The following is a 17,410-nucleotide window of genomic DNA, read 5'->3' as shown; positions in this document are numbered from 1 at the left end:
CAACCTGAGTTTTGGTGCGGCTTTGTACGGAGAGAACCCATTCTATAGACTTGCGCTTGAGTTCTTCTAAGGAACGCGAGTTTATTAGCCTGAAATTCTCTAAATATGCTTGGTCAGTTGATTTTGGCTTCGTTTTAATGGGTTGCAGCCCCCTAAATCCCCCAAATTTGGGGGACTTTGAAGCTCGAACCCGTTTTGAATTCCAGAATTTTTTTGATCTCAAAGTCCCCCAGAATGGGGGATTTAGGGGGCGAAGTCGCTTGGCAATAAACGATCTCATTTAATTCGCGATCCTAAAGAAGCTTGTCGTGGCACCAACTTGAGTTTAAGGTCTCCTGGGGAGGCTGATGGTTCCATAGACCTGAGCTTGCGTTCTTTTTAGGAAACTTGTGGCTCCATAGACTTGAGCTTGCGTTCTGCTGAGGAAGGCTTTGGTGGATTGGTTAGAGGAACGATCGCGACAACATGGATTCACTCTGAATACTAAAAGAATCATACCATTTGACACTGTTCATATCTCCCTCGCAGGCTACTTGTGCGGCTCTTAGCAGTTGTCTTTGATAGTCAAGAATGCCATTCAGCCATCTCCACCTTGCCACATTAAATTAACAGCGTGAGTGTTTTGTCCTTAGACTTCAAATAGGTATAATCCTGGCTAAGGATGCTATCTCCGCCACAATAGTTGTAAGCATCAAGAACTCCTTCAGAAACATTTTTGAGGAATTTTTGTATGTCCCAAGTCCGGTCAAGATTGAAGCTGTTATGAATAAGCTTTTCTACTAAAACTGCCTCACAGTAACAATCCAACTACTCATAACCAAACACCTCTCAATTAATCTGCTCTCGCCAACAGTGTCTATGAACGTTCCTCCAATAACCCAAGCCAGCTAACGGCAAAATTGAGCGGCGGTAAACAACATCTAAACGCAGTGACAAGTCTTCATTCGCCGCTCCAACGACTTGTTATGCTGCGATCTTCTCAGCAATAGCATGGATTTCAAAGAGCTTACGATCAGGAAACCATGAAGCGAGGTTACATTAGAACATCCTTTACTCCGCTTCATGGTTTTTCTGTTTCTACAGTCGGCGCTCACCATTGATGAAGATGAAAGGAAAATAGCGGCCCCCATCACCATCCAAACGCATAGTACCGTTAGACATCCACCGAGATCGTGCCTTGGGACTAAACTCAGTAATCAAATTCCCATTTGAGTCAGCCTTGACAAGGACAGAGAAAGCTCCAATCCAGTCATCAGTGTTGATTCCAATCCCACCAATGATTGAATTTACATCTAAGCCACCGATCTGAGTTGGAATAGGTACCCCCAAGGCAACTGAACCTAGAGCCTGAGCAACTTGGACTCCTGCTCGCAATCCAGGTCTGTAATCCTGCCCATCTTTCTCGAACACATTCACCACTAGAGCAACTGATTGTCCAGGACGCAGGTTATATCGCCCAATGTCGAAAGCACCAGTATTCCGCTTACTCTTTTTGTCATCTGCCATGTCACCTTGCCATGCAAGGAAACTCTGTCTATCACTTGAGGACACGACTACATAAATTTCATCATCACCATTTTCATTCTGCTCCTGACAAAACAAATTCATCTGAAGGCGTGCTTCTGCCGCAAATGCAGCTTGGCTAACTAGCGATACCGAACAGGTAGCAAGTACCCCTAAAGCAGTAACAGTGAACTTCTGGCAAGTAAGCATAGTGGTAACTCCAAAATGTTTTCCACCTGCATAGTGCCGAAAAAAAATAGTTATCTCTAGATGCAGTTTAAGTGAACTTCTGGAAGAGCCATGCTGATCTAACTGATCTAAAACTGATCTAAAATTGAGCTTGACGTTTTGATGATGAGTGAGATACATGCCTCGGCTCTCTAAAGAAGGATTAGGAAAGGTTAAGCAAGCTCTAAAGATAGCTAAGTCAGAGCGAGGATTGAATACATACGATCCGCTATGGCTTAAGGAAGCCAGTCAAGAGCTAGAATCTGAAAAAACTTGGAGCACTGATCCTCCCTATGCAGATGGATGTTCCGAAGGTACATGGAAGCGTTTTATAGAAGGTTCAGCATCCATCAACGCTAAGTCTTTTCAAGCTTTTTGCAAAATTCTTGAACTACCCTGGCAGGACGTTGTTGATCTGACCAGTGAAACACATCGAACTAACCAACGCATTCTGGAGTTGGAAATTGGACTGTCATCTGAATCGTATGAATTCATTGCAGAACTACTGAAAGATATTGAACATGTTACCAATACATTCCAACTAGAGCAGCAGTCACAAATTAAATTCAAAATTACTCCGCATGACTATGAGACAGCAGAAAAGGAATTCCGAAAACCAAACGCCTACGACATTATCATGCTAGACGATCCTTGGATTCCATCATATTGGGATAGCATTTACCCATTGAGTGAGGAAGTTCTTTTTATCAAATACCTCTCAGAGCAAGGTCTTGATAAGAAAAAGCTTTTCGGTCAGAAATTTATTGAATCATTTAGACATGTCTGTGTCCATCAGGAACAAGTAGCGACCCTTCCCATGCTTGGAAATGTGCAATTATTGATTCATCGTTGTGATGTACAGAGAAGAATGCGTCATAAGCTAAATCGGAATCTGGATCATCTTAACTTATTGCCGCTCCAAGACTTTTATTCTGCGGTTCAAGGGACTGAAATCTGCCCGTTGGTCATTCGTGATGACACAGATAATGAAATAGTCGAAATTTTCTGGGAGATTCTACGTTCGCTCGATCATAAAGATAACTATAATGAATATGGTGCAGTGATCATCAACATAGACAAGGCAAGGGAAGCAAGTGACTGGATGTACAATCGTTTTATCCACTCGACAGATCGTTATCGTTATTCGGTTGGTATAGGTTTTGAGAAACTACAGAAATCTTTACTTGCCGAAAACTCCAATATAGCTGTTACTCTCGGCTGGCCCGGATGGATCAGTGGTTCTTTGAGTAAAGATACATCTATTCTGAATGAAATAGAATTCCAAAGACTCGCTCAACACCCTGTTATGGGTGTATGGTGTTTGGCATTACCGCGACAACCCAGGCATCCTGAATATGAAAACAGACAGTATGCAATGAGGGTAATACTTGCTTTAACTACCGATCCTCAGATCCAGTTTCTCCTTGCCCGACGAGGTAATATTCCAGTTTTAGCAGATTTCTTCAGAACAAAAAAACTAAGAGAAATTCCATTTTGGAGAAATAACTACAGCACAATTCGAGATGCACTTCTCTATTCTTTGCCACGTCCACGCTTAAAGCATTGGGTTGACTTTGAGCATGAACTTGCCACGCAAATTCGCACAGGTTGCTTTAAAGATATTTCAGGCAAGGTGGTGTTTCCAGATTCTCCGTTATGAGCCGCAGTTTATCCAACAAGTGTCTTCTCAACTACGCCCTCACCAGTGGGTTAAGCAACATAACGTTCCGGTTGAGCGGCTGCCAGTAACGTTTGCCACAACACCAAGCATCTCTGCCAGTCCGCTCCAACCGGGTCGTTATGCAGCGATCGCCATAAGCTACAAAACAAAACAGACCGCAAGTTTACATCTCGTCATTCCAATTTATAGGCGTAATCGTCTGATTTATCCAGTCTTCCCGCAGAATTCCATAGCAAATTGAATCTAACCGTTTGCCATCGACAGTCACCCAAGCTTTTCGGAAGTGCCCCTCTTTGACATAGTTGCACTGTAAAAAAACTTTCCGCATCGCGAGGTTATCAACGCAAGTACTGCCCTCAATGCGTTCAAGTTCAGACCATGTTTCAAACAAATAAGCCGTCAACCATTGAAGTGCTCTCTTACCAATGCCTTGTCCTCGATACTCAGATTGAATGCGTAAATCGAACATAGGAGAACCATCATCGATGTCATCGAGATCGAACAATCGAATCAATCCAACTCGTTGATCGGAGTTAGCAACAATCCAAAAAGTCTGACAATTAGTTCCAGTAAATTCGCCCTGGTCAACCCATTCCAGCACTTTTTCTCGGCTCAGTTGAGGATCTCCGTGATACATCCAGCGATCGCTCGACAACCAATCTGCTAATAACTCACGCTCTGTGCCGATCAATAGAGATTGAAAAGAAAGTTGTAGGCTCATCATTTAACGTTGCTAACGTTGATTCAACGAGATTGCACTCGATGCTAAACGATAAATAGCTTTAGCTTGTTCCCTCACCGACAAATTGAGCCGCATAATGTCCGCACTCACCGGACACAGGCAACTTCTCAAACTCAACCGACTAATCTCATTGTTCTGGTGCAGCGACTTGTTGTGCCGCGATCTCTACGGCGAGGTTGACTGATTGTTCAACGGATTATCCAACTCGGCAAAAGCCATTTTTACAGAGCTACGAACACCTTTCCAATCTCGTTCTGACAACTGACCAATTTGCACAATATTGGTAGAAGTTGGTAGCGTAACAATGAAACTCCGAAACACGAATGCAACTCTTAGCCCGGATGCTGCCCAATCTTGAAGCACGTAATCCGTCGCGCCTAATCCTTTCATTTGAGAAGTAATCAGACCGACAATAAGATCTGGACGAATCGCATAATTACGTTGCAGATGACAAAACAACAGCGGGACGACGTTTCATTCCGGTTGCACCAGGAAAATCAACGCTCACCAAATCACCAGGATTAAATGACACTAAACAGCCTCCTCATCGGGGAACAGGGAAGCTGCATATTGCAACGAGAAATTAACAACATCCATCTGATCCTGCTCAGTCCAAGCATCACTTTGGTCAATCATAGGCGAATCTTGCTGAACTAACTCATTTAGAATTAGCGTTGCCAACCGCAAGCGTTCTGTCGGCGATAAAGCTCGAATGACCTCGTTATAAACTTGTTGAGCAGTGGGTGCCATATCAGAGTCTCCTAGTCATCATTCCATCAGCCTAGCACTTCTCCAACCGACCTTAATCATTGCCAAACCACACCCTCTAAATGTCGCTAGGATCTTCTGCGTCTGACGCTTCATTGCCTTCTTGCGATGTAACAAAAAGCAGTTTTACACCTTCGCGTGAATGCTGTTTGTGCCACAAGCCACATGGAACGATAAAAATGCTCCCTGTATGCAGAGAAACTTTCTTCACTTGACCATCGCTCAAAACTGTGACATCTACATTACCTGCCAAGATGTGAAGAAGCTCATCACCGGGGTGACGCTCCCAGGGCGTTGAGCCTGAGAAGCAGACCATCCCCATCATGCATTGATTGAAATTACCAAGTACTTTCATTGCTGCACTGGCATCATTACTTGTGGTTTGCTCTGTAATTTCGAGCTTGCCGACAGATTCAAGTGCAGATTGTATGTCTATCGTGTCCACGTTTGCCTCTTAAAAACGACTGAGACAAAGCTAGTACATTTGCTCAAAATGGTCAAGTACCGACACGATAAGCCTCCTGACCAATGACTTCAAACCACTGCCACCAGCCGAAACGTGAGCGGCATAACGACTAAGATAAGTGGCGGCAGATAGCCTTGACGACTCTACCAAGATATTTTGACTGTCCGCTTCATCGACTTGTTAGCTTGCGGCAATGACAGATGAATCTTAGTAAACATAGCTCGAAATAAAATTCTTAAGAAAATCAATGAAGACTCGAACTTTAAGTGGAATATAAGCACGCGAAGGATAAACAAGCCAAGCAGCGGTGCTAAAATCTGCTGCCGTCACTTCGTAATCTGGAAACACGTTGATGAGTGTCCCAGCTTGTAGATCCTCGCCAATCAGCCAGATCGGAAGCAGAGCTAAACCCATCCCTGCGATCGCGCAGTGCTGAAGAGCGATTGCGCTAGAAATTAACGTGCGTCCAAAAACTGGAACTTCGCTCAGTTCTCCCTTCTGATCCTTGAAGATCCATCTAGATCGAAACCCTGCGAACGGAAATAGCAGACAGTTATGCTGCGCTAAATCGACGGGGTTTTTAAGTTGTTCCGATCTCTTGAGATAATCTGAACTGGCACAAACAGAGTAGTCAGTCGGCATCAGTTGTTGGGCAACTAGGGTTGAGTCTGGAAGAAGTCCAAGTCGAATCGCCACATCAATTCTTTCAGCGAACAAATCAACAATAGTATCCGACAGCAGTAGATCGATTGTGAGATCGGGATACCGTTGAGTAAACTCAGGCAATAGCGGCACAATACACTTGAGACCAAAAGAAACGGAAGCTGTGACGCGAAGTTTTCCTTTGGGTTGGCTAGAAACGTCTGTGGCGATGGCAGTGGCTTGCTGGAGTTCTTCAACCAGTGACTCGACGCGCTCAAAATAGGTCATCCCGGCTTCGGTTGGGGATAATTGCCGCGTGGTGCGCTGGAATAATCTGATACCCAGTTCTTCTTCTAGACCTGCGATTGCCCGTGACACGGATGAAGGATCGACGTTTCGCTCCCGCGCAACAGCCGCAAAGCTGCCTTGCTTGACGACATCTACAAAGGTTTGCAGGACAGATAATTCCATAGACGAATGCCAAGGTTTGATCAAAGAATTACTGCATTGTAAGCATTAATGTCTATTTTTTATTGGATTCTAAAAGTTTTTATGCAGGAGTCATGAGGGATTCGTGCGAATATTACACGACAGAAGTTCATATTTTTGTGTTTATTATTAATTTAGCAGTGCCTACAGTTAGGCCATCTCGAAAATTAATTCAGGAGATATGTAGGGATGAACCCGAAAACAGTTGCGATAATTGGTCTGGGTGCGATGGGTTCGCGGCTTGCTCATAACCTTCTCAATGCGGGTTATCCAGTGGTTGTACATAACCGCACAATCGAAAAAGCGCAGCCATTGGTCGATCTTGGGGCAACTTTTGCGACAAGTCCCCGTGCTGCTGCTGAGCAAAGCGATGTGGTGCTTAGTATGGTAACGGACAATGAGATCTCGCGCCAAGTGTGGCTTGCTGCTGAAACAGGTGCAATCTTGGGATTAACGCTAGATAAAATCGCGATTGAAATGAGCACATTGACCGTGGATTGGATTCAAGAATTGGGCGCAGCCATTGCCCAGAGTGGGGCAGGTTTTCTCGATGCACCTGTGGTTGGTTCCCGCCCTCAAGCAGAAGTTGGAAAGCTAATCTCGCTCGTCGGTGGACAGGCAGAAACCTTGATGCAGGTGCAACCTATTTTAACTGATGCTGGGGTTGCGACAATTCATCACGTTGGAGTAGTGGGGCAAGGTATGGTGATGAAACTCGCGGTCAATGCCCTCTTTGGTATTCAGGTCGCAACTTTGGCAGAATTGTTAGGACTGTTATCCAAAAATGGCATCAGTCCAGCAAAAACGATGGAATGCTTGGGAGATTTGCCCGTTCTCAGCCCAGCAGCCAAAGGAGCCGGAAGTTTGATGGTGTCCCAAAATCATGCACCGCTATTTCCAATTGATTTAGTCGAGAAAGATTTTCGCTACGTGACTCAAACCGCTCAAAGTTTGGAGGCAACGATTCCAGCAGCCGCTGCTGTTATGGGTATTTACCGAACTGCGATCGCTCAAGGTCATGGTAGTGAGAATATTACAGGCATCGTTCAACTTTTTGTCTAAATACCTTTTCTAATGAAAAGTTGAACTACCAGTAGAAAGAATTTAAATGATTACCCCAACCCAAAATAGAGCCAGCTAACGACTAAGATAAGCGGCAGCAGACAACCTAAGATTCTTCAGAAAATCAATGAAGACTCGAACTTTGAGTGGAATACAAGCACGAGAAGGATAAACGAGCCAAGCAGTGGTGCTAAAACCTTTCGCCGTCACTTCGTAATCTGGAAGCACGTTGATGAGGAGGATAATTGCCGCGTGGTGCGCTGGAATAATCTGATACCCAGTTCTTCTTCTAGACCTGCGATCGCCCGTGAAACCGAAGAAGGATCGAGATTGCGATCGCGGGCAACAGCGGCAAAACTACCTTGCCTGAAAACTTCCACGAAGAGTTGCAGTACTGATATATCCATTGTTAAAGGGATCACATAACCTGCTAATCCACGATTTCCCTACCTAAAATCTTACCTCAAGGAACGAGGATTCGTGCAACTTCCGCATGAGAGTCGTTCATGAGTTTACGTTTATTTGTTTTATTGCAGCAGGTATCTTTAGCTAATTGTCCGACTTGAGCAATATTTCGATCTAATTATGTTTCAGCGTAAATTATTGCGATTTCTGATTGCTTTCGTGGCTGGATTTATGTCCACGCTGGTATTTCATCAAGGAATGCTGGCTTTTTACATGCGATCGCTTTCACACCCATTGCCCCTTATCCAAGTGCCCCAACTAGACCGTTTGGAATTCCCTTCTTCTGGTCTTTAGCCTTTTGGGGAGGAGTTTGGGGAATGGGTCTGGCTGTTGTGCTCAATCGAATTCAACAGCGTTTTTTCTACTGGGGCGTAGCATTCCTATTTGGGATGCTTGCTCCTACGCTAGTTTCAATTTTTGTGGTGTTCCCGCTGCAAGGAGTTCCGGTTACGCCGAACGGAATTTTCTTGGGTTTGATCCTGAATGCCGCTTGGGGCACTGGTACTGCATTCTTTTTGCAATTTCAGTCTCGCTCACTCAAAAATTCATAGGATGAAGTGAAAGGAGTAGAACCATTGAACCTTCAAAATGCACTATACGAAACGCTAATTTGGATTCAGAATTTAGGCACTGTTGGCGCAGTTGTATTCATCGGGCTGTATATTTTAGCAACTGTTTTGCTTATTCCAGGTTCGATTCTAACATTAGGAGCAGGTGTGGTTTTTGGTGTTGCTCTAGGAACGATTTATGTGTTTATCGGAGCAACGATCGGTGCGACATTGGCATTTCTCATCGGACGATATCTGGCGCGAGGCTGGGTGGCTAAGCGAATCGCTAGTCATGATAAATTCAGCGCGATCGATGCTGCGATCGCACGCGAAGGGCTAAAGATTGTTTTGCTCACGCGCTTATCCCCCGTTTTTCCCTTTGTCCTTTTGAACTATGCTCTGGGCATCACGCAAGTGTCTTTGCGGGACTATGTTCTCGGCTGTGTAGGCATGATTCCTGGAACCATGATGTATGTGTACATTGGTTCTTTGGCAGGTAGTCTGGCGACCATTCAGAACTCAGGTCAAAGTCCGGAAGCCCAGAGAGTGCAATGGGTCATCCGCATCGTTGGCTTGATTGCAACTGTCGCAGTGACGCTCTATATCACCCGCATTGCCCGCAGCGCTCTTCAGAAAAGCGTCAATTCACGATAACGTTCAGACTTTGCAAATAGGTTTTCACGATGCTAGAAGAATTGATTACTGCTCCACTTGATATTCATAATCAACGCCTGATTTCGCATGTGCATCCAATGGACTGGGTGAATCCTCAACCTGCCAATTGTTACGATCTCGTCGTGATTGAAGCCGGAACTGCTGGATTGGTTGTTGCCGCAGGGGTCGCAGGATTAGGGCTAGGATTGAAGGTGGCACTGATCGAAAAACATTTAATGGGCGGAGATTGCCTTAACATGGGCTGTGTACCAGGGCAAACGCATGAAAATTGTTGATCCTTTCAGATTAAGGATTTCAGCCTCTAAGCATTTCTGCCCATGAGGTCTGGAAGCCTTGCAGGGCAGTCACCCAATTTTTTTATGCGTTTGCCCTGACTACCGGGATGGGCAGTACCGCGAAATTTATATTGCAGAATCAGAAACAGAACCCCTGCTGGGGATGGCACTACTTTACGATCATCGATTGCAGGTTGATGCTATTGAGGGTGGAAGCGTCAGAATTGAAACTTTGTGATCCTGGTTAGAAGCCTATCGATGAGGCACAGTCTAACAATGCGATCGAGCGGGGCACGATCATGTAATTGAGGTGATTAAATCCAAGAAGGCAGTCCACGAGTAATTCTTATCCCACCTACCACCGCACCTTAACAAAACAAGTCACTGTGTCTCAAAATAGTTGTCTGATTTGCAAAGGTTGTTCGCGCGGCGGTAAGCCTAGTCGTTGCCTGGACTTGTTGAATAACGCTAACTTAAGTTTGATGGGCGGAGGGAGAATCGAACTCCCATACCTTTCGGTGCCACATTTTGAGTGTGGTGCGTCTACCAGTTTCGCCATCCGCCCGTTTTCGCTTCACCATTGTAGCTTACTTTTCGATCTTGCAACAAGGATTCATAAGTTTGGCTACTGGCCCAGCGATCGATTTCTCGCGCCCGCAAAACCGGAACCGGATGAGTTAGCTGTGCCGTCTGCAACTGCTTCAACATCTCGCCTAGCTCGTTTTTGCTAACGTCGTCGTAGGCTCTCGCTTGAGCAATGAAGGCATCTAGATTTAGCTGACTCGACAGCGAGGGCGAACCTCCCGACAGTTTCATCATCACCGACATAATTGTTCTGGGGTCTTGAGTAGCGAGCAGGGCGGCACGATCGCACGTAAATTCTGCACATCTCACCCAGGCTAAAATTTGGCTCTGCAATCCCTGCGTCAAAAATTCTCCCAGAGGAAGCTGGCCCGCCGCCAGAACCATAATGTTGGCCAGCGTCAGATAAACCCCGTGATCACATTTGAGATGTCCCAACTCGTGAGCAATGACCGCCTGAATTTCTTCGGGAGTCAGCAACTCAATCAGCGACGTGTGCATGACGACGAAGGGCTGTTTGCCACGCATCGCAAAGGTGTAAGCATTGGGCACCGGGTGTTGACGGACATACAGTTGAGGCGGCTCAATGTCCAACACGCGGCAGGCTTCAATTAACAAACCATGAAGGTGAGGAAGCTGTTGCTCACTGACCAAAATGCTGGAGGCGATATTTTCTAGATAAAAAAACTGTTCTGCCACGGGGCCCAGCAGATTACGGATCACCATATCCAATCCGGGAAGCTGCTTGAGGGCGTTGGTGGCTTCCAAATCCAGAGGGTGGCGGAATTGATCAGCCTTTAATCCAATCAAAAGAGACTTTGAGAAAGACATGTGGGGAGCTAGAAAGGACTCTCAAAGTCAGTATAGCGAACAGGAAGGAGGGATGAGCGAACAGGGATGAGGGATGAGGGATGAAGGATGAAGGTCGATCGAGTGCCATTCATCGTTCATCAGGTCATCGCTGGAGTTAGGTTGACGAAACGGGAGAATCGACAGGGGTTAGAATCGGCTCCGTGATGGTGTCTTCCTGGACGCGCTGAAGTTTGGCTCCGAGCTTTTGAAGTTTGAGTTCCAGATGTTCGTAGCCGCGATCGAGGTGCTGTAATCCCTGAAGCGTGGTCTTGCCTTCGGCTGCCAAAGCTGCCACCACCAGGGCCGCAGAGGCTCTCAAGTCAGTCCCCACTACAGGCGCACCCGACAGCATCGAAACGCCGCGAATAATGGCGTGATTGCCTTTGACGCGAATGTCTGCCCCCATTCGGTTTAATTCGGGGACGTGTCCCAGGCGATTTTCAAACACCGTTTCGCTGATCACACTGTCACCCTCTGCCAGGGTCAATAGAGACACAAACGGAGCCTGCACATCTGTGGGAAAACCAGGGTAAGGCAGGGTTTCGATGTCGGTCGATCGATAGCGCTGTTTGGGTAAAATTCGCATCCGATTCGGACTGTCCATCACGGTTCTGATGCCGATTTCCTGCATTTTGGCCAGGATCGCCGTGATGTGGTCAGGAATGATAGGAGACAGGGTGATTTCTGATCGCGTGATCGCCCCCGCCATCAAAAACGTTGCCGCCTCAATGCGATCGGGAATGATGCTGTAGTCAGTTGTGTGCAGATGGGGTACGCCAGAAATGACGATCGTATTCGTCCCGGCTCCTCGAATTTTGGCTCCCATCGCTCGACAAAAATTGGCCAGATCTGCAACTTCTGGTTCTTGAGCGGCGTTCTCGATCGTCGTCTCACCGTCTGCCAGCGTCGCCGCCATCATCAAGGTTTCCGTCGCGCCCACACTGGGATAGTCGAGATAAATTTTGGCCCCTTTTAGCCGCTTGCTGGTTCCTGTCACATAAGCGTGAACGATTCCATGCTCGATTTGTACATTTGCGCCCATTGCCTGCAAGCCACGCACATGAAGATCAACGGGACGAGCCCCGATCGAGCAGCCCCCCGGTAAAGGCACCCGCGCCACCCCCAATCTCGCCAACAGCGGCCCAATCACAAAAAAGCTGGCCCGAAGCTGACTCACCAACTCATAAGGCGCTTTTGAATGACTGATCTGGGTTGCGTCAATATCCAGAACATCTCCATGCTGCCGAAACTTCACGCCCAGCGCTGATAGAAGCTCACCCATGCGAGTCACATCCGCCAACAGCGGAACATTGCGAATCCGGCAGTCTTGAGAACACAGCAACGCTCCTGCAATCACCACCAGAGCCGCATTTTTAGCCCCACTGATGTTGACATGACCACTTAGAGGCGTTTTGCCCCAGATTTGAAGTACCGAGTTACTTTCTTCGGGGGAAGAATAAGAATTAGACAGGTTGAGAGCGGAAGTAATGGGTTTGTCCTCCTGGGTTAATATTTTTACAACGTCAAATTTGGTTTCGATTCTACCGGAAACTTCGTAGATGTCCAGCCTTTCATCTGCCAGTCGCTAAAAACAACCGTGTGAGTCGCTTCTGGTATCAACAAAATTCTTTTAAGGTCACGCTTGACAAACTATGAACTCATGCAGCAGTATAGGAGATCGTGACGCTAAAACAGTTCATGCGGGACTGGCGGAATTGGTAGACGCGCTAGATTCAGGTTCTAGTGTTCGCAAGGACTTCCGGGTTCAAGTCCCGGGTTCCGCATCTTTGACAAAGAGACTCTGCACTAGACTAAAAAGTTTTGAGCGGGGTCTTTTGTTTGTGAAGAGCCTTTTGTTACGCCGTGAATTTGCTTATGGGCGATCGTGTGTTTGTAACGAAAGTTTAATCATTCTGCGACTCCTAAAATTCAGTACTGCCTTGCAATGTTAACCAGCCTGCAAAATTCTCTTGTCAAGCAGTTACGCAAATTGCATCGCGCCAAAGACCGTCGAGAGCAGCAGCTTTTTTTGATCGAAGGAACGCATTTAATCGAAGAAGCCTGTCTCGCTCAAGTGCCCTTTGTCACCGTTTGCTACACAGAAACCTGGTTGAGTCAGCACCCTAATCTGGGGCAGAAAGCCATTGAAACGGCTCAACGATCGCTCCTTGTCGCGCCTGAAGTCCTCAAAGCGATCGCCACCACCGTCGAACCAGACGGCATCGTTGCCACTATTGAACGGATTCATACCAATTCGATTCATCTCACTCAGCTCGGACTGATGCTGCAAACCATCCAAGATCCGGGCAACTTAGGGACGATGATTCGCACGGCGGCGGCGGTAGGGGCAGATGGACTGTGGCTGAGTCACGACAGCGTGGATTTGGATAATCCGAAAGTGTTGCGATCGTCCGCAGGTCAGTGGTTTCGATTGCCGATGGCGGTGAGTGCGGATTTGAGGACAGAAATTCTCAACTGCAAGGCGGCAGGAATGCAGATTGTGGCCACCGTTCCGACCGCAACGCAGACTTACTGGCAAGTGGATTTTTGTCGGCCCAGCCTGATTTTGTTGGGTAATGAAGGGGCGGGACTGTCTGAAGACTTGAGAGCGCTGGCAGATTGTCAGGTGACGATTCCCTTAAGTCCAGGGGTGGAGTCGTTAAATGTGGCGATCGCCGCCGCCCTACTGTTGTATGAAGCAAAAAGACAGAGCGCCTCTGAAGATTCCACAAATCTGGCTTAAGGAGACGTTTAGAAAGCCTTCAAGGTCAGCAACCGAAGTCAGGGATTCATCGGATTCAGGGGGCGAAAGCTATTTTTCTTCTCTCGCCTGCATAAATTGCTCAATGTCTGCTACAGCCTGCTCTAGACTCGCCAGACTCATTTCAGGTTCGCTGTCTTCTTGATTGGGAGCCGCTTCTTGGGGAGAAACTGGCACAGGTTGCCCATCAACACCTAACGTTTCTTGGAGCTTGTCGAGCGACTCAAAAAAGGCTTCTGTTGCGGCACGTCGCAGTTCTTGCTGATGCGAATCCATAGTGCTTGACTCCAAATTCAAGGATCAAAACGCCGAACGGCTGTGGCTTGAGACCGAGTGCCCGTCAGAAAATCGGGTCGGCAACTTCTCAAAAAATCACTCAGAGAGCGACACTTAACCATTGATGTAAAGCGGGTTGATCCAGTTTTCACAGATTTCTACCCTCACTAAGATGCCCATTCCCGATCAAATATTCAACCCGCCGAAATCGTATCATAGGCCTCACTCACCAGAGAACAGTTGTCTGATGCGCCCTACACAGATGAGAATAAAGAAAAGAAACTGCACCGGGAGGACGACGTGACGAGCGAATTTGATTATGATTTGGTCATTATTGGCGCAGGCGTTGGGGGGCATGGTGCGGCTCTTCACGCGGTCGATTGTGGGCTAAAGACTGCCATCATCGAAGCAGCAGATATGGGCGGCACCTGTGTTAATCGAGGCTGCATTCCCTCCAAAGCTTTGTTGGCGGCCGCTGGGCGAGTTCGTGAGTTGCGTGATGCACACCATTTGAAGTCATTGGGTATTCAAGTTGGAGATGTGGCGTTTGATCGCCAAGCGATCGCCGATCATGCCAGCGGGATTGTCACCAAGCAGCGAGAAGGCTTAATTGGTAGCTTAAAGCGCATCGGTGTAGACGTGATTCAGGGCTGGGGACGGGTCGCCGGGTCGCAGAAAGTCTCCGTCACGACCGACGCGGGCGAGAAAATTATTCGGGCGAAAGACATTATTCTGGCACCCGGATCTATTCCGTTTGTGCCGCCGGGAGCGCAGATTGATGGTAAGACCGTCTTCACCAGTGACGATGCGATCAAGCTAGAAAGCCTGCCCCCCTGGATCGCGATCGTCGGCAGCGGCTACATCGGTCTAGAATTTGCAGATGTCTACACGGCTCTAGGTTGTGAAGTGACCCTGATCGAAGCGCTGGATCAACTGATGCCAGGGTTTGATCCCGACATTGCCAAGCTGGCCCAACGCATTCTGATCACGCCTCGCGACATTGAAACCAAAGTCGGCATGTTAGCGATGAAGGTGACACCGGGATTGCCCGTCGTGATTGAGCTTGCAGACGCTAAGACCAAAGAGATTGTCGAACTTTTAGAAGTCGATGCCTGCCTGATTGCTACAGGTCGGATTCCAGTCGCCAAAGACATGGGACTCGAAACCGTCAGCGTCGAACTCGATCGCCGGGGCTACATTCCCGTTAACGATCGTATGGAAGTGCTGTCAGATGGCGAGTCGGTGCCTCATTTGTGGGCGATCGGTGACTCGACGGGCAAAATGATGCTGGCTCATACGGCGGCCGCTCAAGGAGTCGTGGCCATTGAGAACATTTGCGATCGTCCCCGCGAAATCGACTATCGCAGCATTCCCGCAGCCGCCTTTACCCATCCCGAAATCAGCTTTGTGGGCATGACCGAACCTGCGGCCAAAGAATTGGGCAAGACTGAAGGGTTTGAAGTATCTGCTGTCCGAACTTACTTTAAAGGCAACGCCAAAGCGATCGCCGAAGGAGAATCTGAAGGCATCGCCAAACTAATCTACCGCTCCGACACGGGCGAAGTTTTGGGGGCCCACATTATCGGACTCCACGCCGCAGATTTGATTCAAGAAGCCGCCAACGCGATCGCCAACCGTCAATCTGTCCACTCGCTGGCCTTCCTCGTCCACACCCATCCCACGCTGTCCGAGATTTTAGACGAAGCCTACAAACGGGCGGCAACGCATTGAGGGAAGAGGGAGGAGGGATGAAAAGTAAGTTGTACTGATTTGAGTCGCACCTGATTTGAAAGCCTGACCTGTGTTTTCTCAATCTCACACCTCACATCTCCTGCCTTTTTCATCCCTCCTCCCTCTTCCCTCCTCCCTCCTTCATCCCTTCCCCGAATTGCGTTACGCTACTAATGAGATTCTGCTGGAGGCCCGCCCCTCTTGCAGTCGCGCCATGTCAAGTTTTGCTATTTGTGACTAGCCCAATGGAGATTCGCCGTCGTTCGCCCAATCCTGGGGTGTCTGTGCAGGAATTACGCTATCTGTCTACGATTCCCGGCTCTGAACCGCGTCATATTTTGGAGGAAATCGTCTGGCACAAAGAAGTCGAAGTTGACCAAAAGCGCGATCGGGTGCCTTTGATTGAATTGCAGAAAAAAGTGCTGACGACTCCGGCTCCTCGTGACTTTTTGGCAGCGCTGCAAAACGGCAAAACGACCCCGGCTGTGATTGCAGAGGTAAAAAAGGCCTCTCCAAGTAAGGGGGTGATTCGCGAAGATTTTGACCCAGTGACGATCGCTCAGTCTTACGAAACGGGGGGCGCAACTTGCCTGTCGGTGCTGACGGATCAGAAGTTCTTTCAGGGGAGCTTTGAAAACCTGGCAGCCATTCGCCAAGCAGTGGATCTACCGCTATTGTGTAAAGACTTCATCATTTATCCCTATCAAATGTATTGGGCCCGATCGCAGGGCGCAGATGCCGTTTTGCTGATTGCTGCGATCCTCTCTGACAAAGATTTGCAGTATTTCCTGAAGATTGTCAAAACATTGGGCATGACTGCTCTGATCGAGGTGCATACTCTAGAAGAACTTGATCGCGTTCTGTCGCTAGAGGGCGTGACGATGGTGGGCATCAACAATCGGAATCTCAAAGATTTCTCGGTTGACCTGCACACCACGACTCATTTGCTGTCTGAGCGACGAAGCCAGCTTCTCGATCGGAATATTCTGGTCGTGAGCGAATCGGGACTCCACACCTCCGACGATCTGAGCCTGGTGTCACAAGCAGGTGCTAAAGCTGTCCTGATTGGCGAATCGTTAATCAAGCAGCCTGATCCTGGTCAAGCCCTCGCGCAACTCGTTGGGGCTAGACTTTAGACGAATGAACTTTAGACATTTGAACTTGAGTACATTCATGCGTCTAAAATCCAGGATTCTACATCTGTCTGGTTTTTTCTGCTCAAATCTTATTTACCCGCAGTAGGTTAGCGTTACATGGAGCCAATTCCTCTTCCTTCGCACATTCACTACGAATTACTGCTGCAACTCTTAGAGCGTCAGACGATGTTTGCAGTCGGCTACAAAGGGAAACAGCGCGAACAGGTTCAGCAGTTGATCATTACGCTTCGCAAGGCGCTTTCTCAACAGAAACAGCTAGAGTCTGAGTGCGATCGCCTCAAGCTACCGATCGAATATCGCTGGTCACTCAACCGAGTCGAAGCGCCTCCCCTAGAAGCCGCTATCTTGCCACAGGAGCCAAAAGTTTAGAGATTGCCGCAGCCCATCGCAAAACTTAATCGGTTACGGAGGCAGGAAACGGCCAATCCGTGTAAGCTATATCGCAATATTTATGATCGCTCAAGACCCTTTTTGGCTGCGCGGGTAGCTGGATTTTGGGAGCGATTT

General features: G+C 47.8%; 20 protein-coding genes and 2 tRNA genes. 10 read left to right on the top strand and 12 right to left on the bottom strand.

The genetic code is table 11. From position 1 onward, the window contains the following. Positions 1 to 1,077: 1,077 nt before the first annotated feature. Entirely contained in the window at positions 1,078 to 1,872 is a 795-nt protein-coding gene (locus tag ACKFKH_RS07580; RefSeq protein ID WP_446857651.1) for a hypothetical protein, read from the bottom strand. Here ACKFKH_RS07580 and ACKFKH_RS07575 point away from each other — a divergent pair. Further along, a complete protein-coding gene (locus ACKFKH_RS07575; RefSeq protein WP_446857650.1) occupies positions 1,871 to 3,391 on the top strand; it encodes a hypothetical protein in 1,521 nt (506 codons plus the stop codon). The genes ACKFKH_RS07580 and ACKFKH_RS07575 overlap by 2 nt on opposite strands. Before the next feature lie 50 nt (positions 3,392 to 3,441). On the opposite strand, the gene ACKFKH_RS07570 is transcribed toward ACKFKH_RS07575, so the two are convergent. From ACKFKH_RS07570 to ACKFKH_RS07545, 6 genes are all read right to left on the bottom strand, one after another. After that, the gene (locus ACKFKH_RS07570; RefSeq protein WP_446857649.1) at positions 3,442 to 3,573 is read right to left on the bottom strand and encodes a hypothetical protein; all 132 of its coding nucleotides are present in this window, start codon (positions 3,571 to 3,573) and stop codon (positions 3,442 to 3,444) included. A gap of 2 nt (positions 3,574 to 3,575) precedes the next feature. Beyond that, positions 3,576 to 4,133, bottom strand: coding sequence for a GNAT family N-acetyltransferase (locus ACKFKH_RS07565; protein WP_446857648.1), 558 nt, complete (start codon positions 4,131 to 4,133; stop codon positions 3,576 to 3,578). A gap of 186 nt (positions 4,134 to 4,319) precedes the next feature. Continuing rightward, the gene (locus ACKFKH_RS07560) at positions 4,320 to 4,544 is read right to left on the bottom strand and encodes a hypothetical protein (protein ID WP_446857646.1); all 225 of its coding nucleotides are present in this window, start codon (positions 4,542 to 4,544) and stop codon (positions 4,320 to 4,322) included. Positions 4,545 to 4,685: 141 nt separating this feature from the next. Then, complete coding sequence (locus tag ACKFKH_RS07555) at positions 4,686 to 4,904, bottom strand: hypothetical protein (protein ID WP_446857645.1); 219 nt, start codon at positions 4,902 to 4,904, stop codon at positions 4,686 to 4,688. 76 nt (positions 4,905 to 4,980) lie between these two features. Further along, the gene (locus ACKFKH_RS07550; protein WP_446857644.1) at positions 4,981 to 5,367 is read right to left on the bottom strand and encodes a cupin domain-containing protein; all 387 of its coding nucleotides are present in this window, start codon (positions 5,365 to 5,367) and stop codon (positions 4,981 to 4,983) included. A gap of 228 nt (positions 5,368 to 5,595) precedes the next feature. Beyond that, positions 5,596 to 6,501 carry a LysR substrate-binding domain-containing protein gene (locus ACKFKH_RS07545; RefSeq protein WP_446857643.1) on the bottom strand — a complete coding sequence of 302 codons (906 nt, stop codon included), beginning with the start codon at positions 6,499 to 6,501 and terminating at the stop codon, positions 5,596 to 5,598. A gap of 207 nt (positions 6,502 to 6,708) precedes the next feature. On the opposite strand from ACKFKH_RS07545, the gene ACKFKH_RS07540 reads away from it, so the two are divergent. Beyond that, the gene (locus ACKFKH_RS07540; protein ID WP_446857642.1) at positions 6,709 to 7,581 is read left to right on the top strand and encodes an NAD(P)-dependent oxidoreductase; all 873 of its coding nucleotides are present in this window, start codon (positions 6,709 to 6,711) and stop codon (positions 7,579 to 7,581) included. Positions 7,582 to 7,787: 206 nt separating this feature from the next. Here ACKFKH_RS07540 and ACKFKH_RS07535 read toward each other — a convergent pair whose 3' ends face one another. Further along, entirely contained in the window at positions 7,788 to 7,988 is a 201-nt protein-coding gene (locus ACKFKH_RS07535; protein WP_446857641.1) for a LysR family transcriptional regulator, read from the bottom strand. Positions 7,989 to 8,363: 375 nt separating this feature from the next. Between ACKFKH_RS07535 and ACKFKH_RS07530 the strand changes: the two genes are divergently transcribed. From ACKFKH_RS07530 to ACKFKH_RS07520, 3 genes are read left to right on the top strand one after another with little or no spacing between them, the layout of a single operon-like run. After that, a complete protein-coding gene (locus tag ACKFKH_RS07530) occupies positions 8,364 to 8,597 on the top strand; it encodes a hypothetical protein (protein ID WP_446857640.1) in 234 nt (77 codons plus the stop codon). A gap of 24 nt (positions 8,598 to 8,621) precedes the next feature. Beyond that, a complete protein-coding gene (locus tag ACKFKH_RS07525) occupies positions 8,622 to 9,248 on the top strand; it encodes a TVP38/TMEM64 family protein (RefSeq protein WP_446857639.1) in 627 nt (208 codons plus the stop codon). Positions 9,249 to 9,277: 29 nt separating this feature from the next. Beyond that, positions 9,278 to 9,544 carry a hypothetical protein gene (locus ACKFKH_RS07520; protein WP_446857638.1) on the top strand — a complete coding sequence of 89 codons (267 nt, stop codon included), beginning with the start codon at positions 9,278 to 9,280 and terminating at the stop codon, positions 9,542 to 9,544. A 483-nt stretch (positions 9,545 to 10,027) separates the two neighbouring features. On the opposite strand, the gene ACKFKH_RS07515 is transcribed toward ACKFKH_RS07520, so the two are convergent. The 3 genes from ACKFKH_RS07515 to murA form a co-directional block, all read right to left on the bottom strand. After that, positions 10,028 to 10,109 (bottom strand) — tRNA-Leu (locus ACKFKH_RS07515). After that, entirely contained in the window at positions 10,088 to 10,957 is an 870-nt protein-coding gene (locus ACKFKH_RS07510) for a M48 family metallopeptidase (protein WP_446857637.1), read from the bottom strand. The genes ACKFKH_RS07515 and ACKFKH_RS07510 overlap by 22 nt, the downstream gene beginning before the upstream one ends. A 136-nt stretch (positions 10,958 to 11,093) precedes the next feature. Beyond that, positions 11,094 to 12,449 carry a UDP-N-acetylglucosamine 1-carboxyvinyltransferase gene (gene murA / locus ACKFKH_RS07505; protein WP_446857752.1) on the bottom strand — a complete coding sequence of 452 codons (1,356 nt, stop codon included), beginning with the start codon at positions 12,447 to 12,449 and terminating at the stop codon, positions 11,094 to 11,096. A gap of 229 nt (positions 12,450 to 12,678) precedes the next feature. On the opposite strand from murA, the gene ACKFKH_RS07500 reads away from it, so the two are divergent. Then, positions 12,679 to 12,762: transfer RNA gene (locus ACKFKH_RS07500), tRNA-Leu, on the top strand. 161 nt (positions 12,763 to 12,923) lie between these two features. Next, on the top strand, positions 12,924 to 13,721 hold the full coding sequence (locus ACKFKH_RS07495) for a TrmH family RNA methyltransferase (RefSeq protein ID WP_446857636.1): 798 nt from the start codon (positions 12,924 to 12,926) through the stop codon (positions 13,719 to 13,721). A 69-nt stretch (positions 13,722 to 13,790) separates the two neighbouring features. On the opposite strand, the gene ACKFKH_RS07490 is transcribed toward ACKFKH_RS07495, so the two are convergent. Beyond that, positions 13,791 to 14,015, bottom strand: a complete 225-nt coding sequence (locus ACKFKH_RS07490; RefSeq protein WP_446857635.1) for a hypothetical protein — start codon at positions 14,013 to 14,015, stop codon at positions 13,791 to 13,793. Positions 14,016 to 14,255: 240 nt separating this feature from the next. On the opposite strand from ACKFKH_RS07490, the gene lpdA reads away from it, so the two are divergent. The 3 genes from lpdA (at position 14,256) to ACKFKH_RS07475 (ending at position 17,272) form a co-directional block, all read left to right on the top strand. Then, complete coding sequence (gene lpdA, locus ACKFKH_RS07485) at positions 14,256 to 15,746, top strand: dihydrolipoyl dehydrogenase (RefSeq protein ID WP_446857634.1); 1,491 nt, start codon at positions 14,256 to 14,258, stop codon at positions 15,744 to 15,746. Between the two features lie 245 nt (positions 15,747 to 15,991). Continuing rightward, a complete protein-coding gene (gene trpC, locus ACKFKH_RS07480; protein WP_446857633.1) occupies positions 15,992 to 16,882 on the top strand; it encodes an indole-3-glycerol phosphate synthase TrpC in 891 nt (296 codons plus the stop codon). A 117-nt stretch (positions 16,883 to 16,999) separates the two neighbouring features. Next, positions 17,000 to 17,272, top strand: a complete 273-nt coding sequence (locus ACKFKH_RS07475) for a DUF5340 domain-containing protein (protein WP_446857632.1) — start codon at positions 17,000 to 17,002, stop codon at positions 17,270 to 17,272. Positions 17,273 to 17,410 lie beyond the last annotated feature (138 nt).

This window comes from Phormidesmis sp. 146-20, assembly GCF_052939475.1.
The sequence above is the reverse complement of the archived record's forward strand: the minus strand, read 5'-3'. Positions and strand labels throughout refer to the sequence as shown.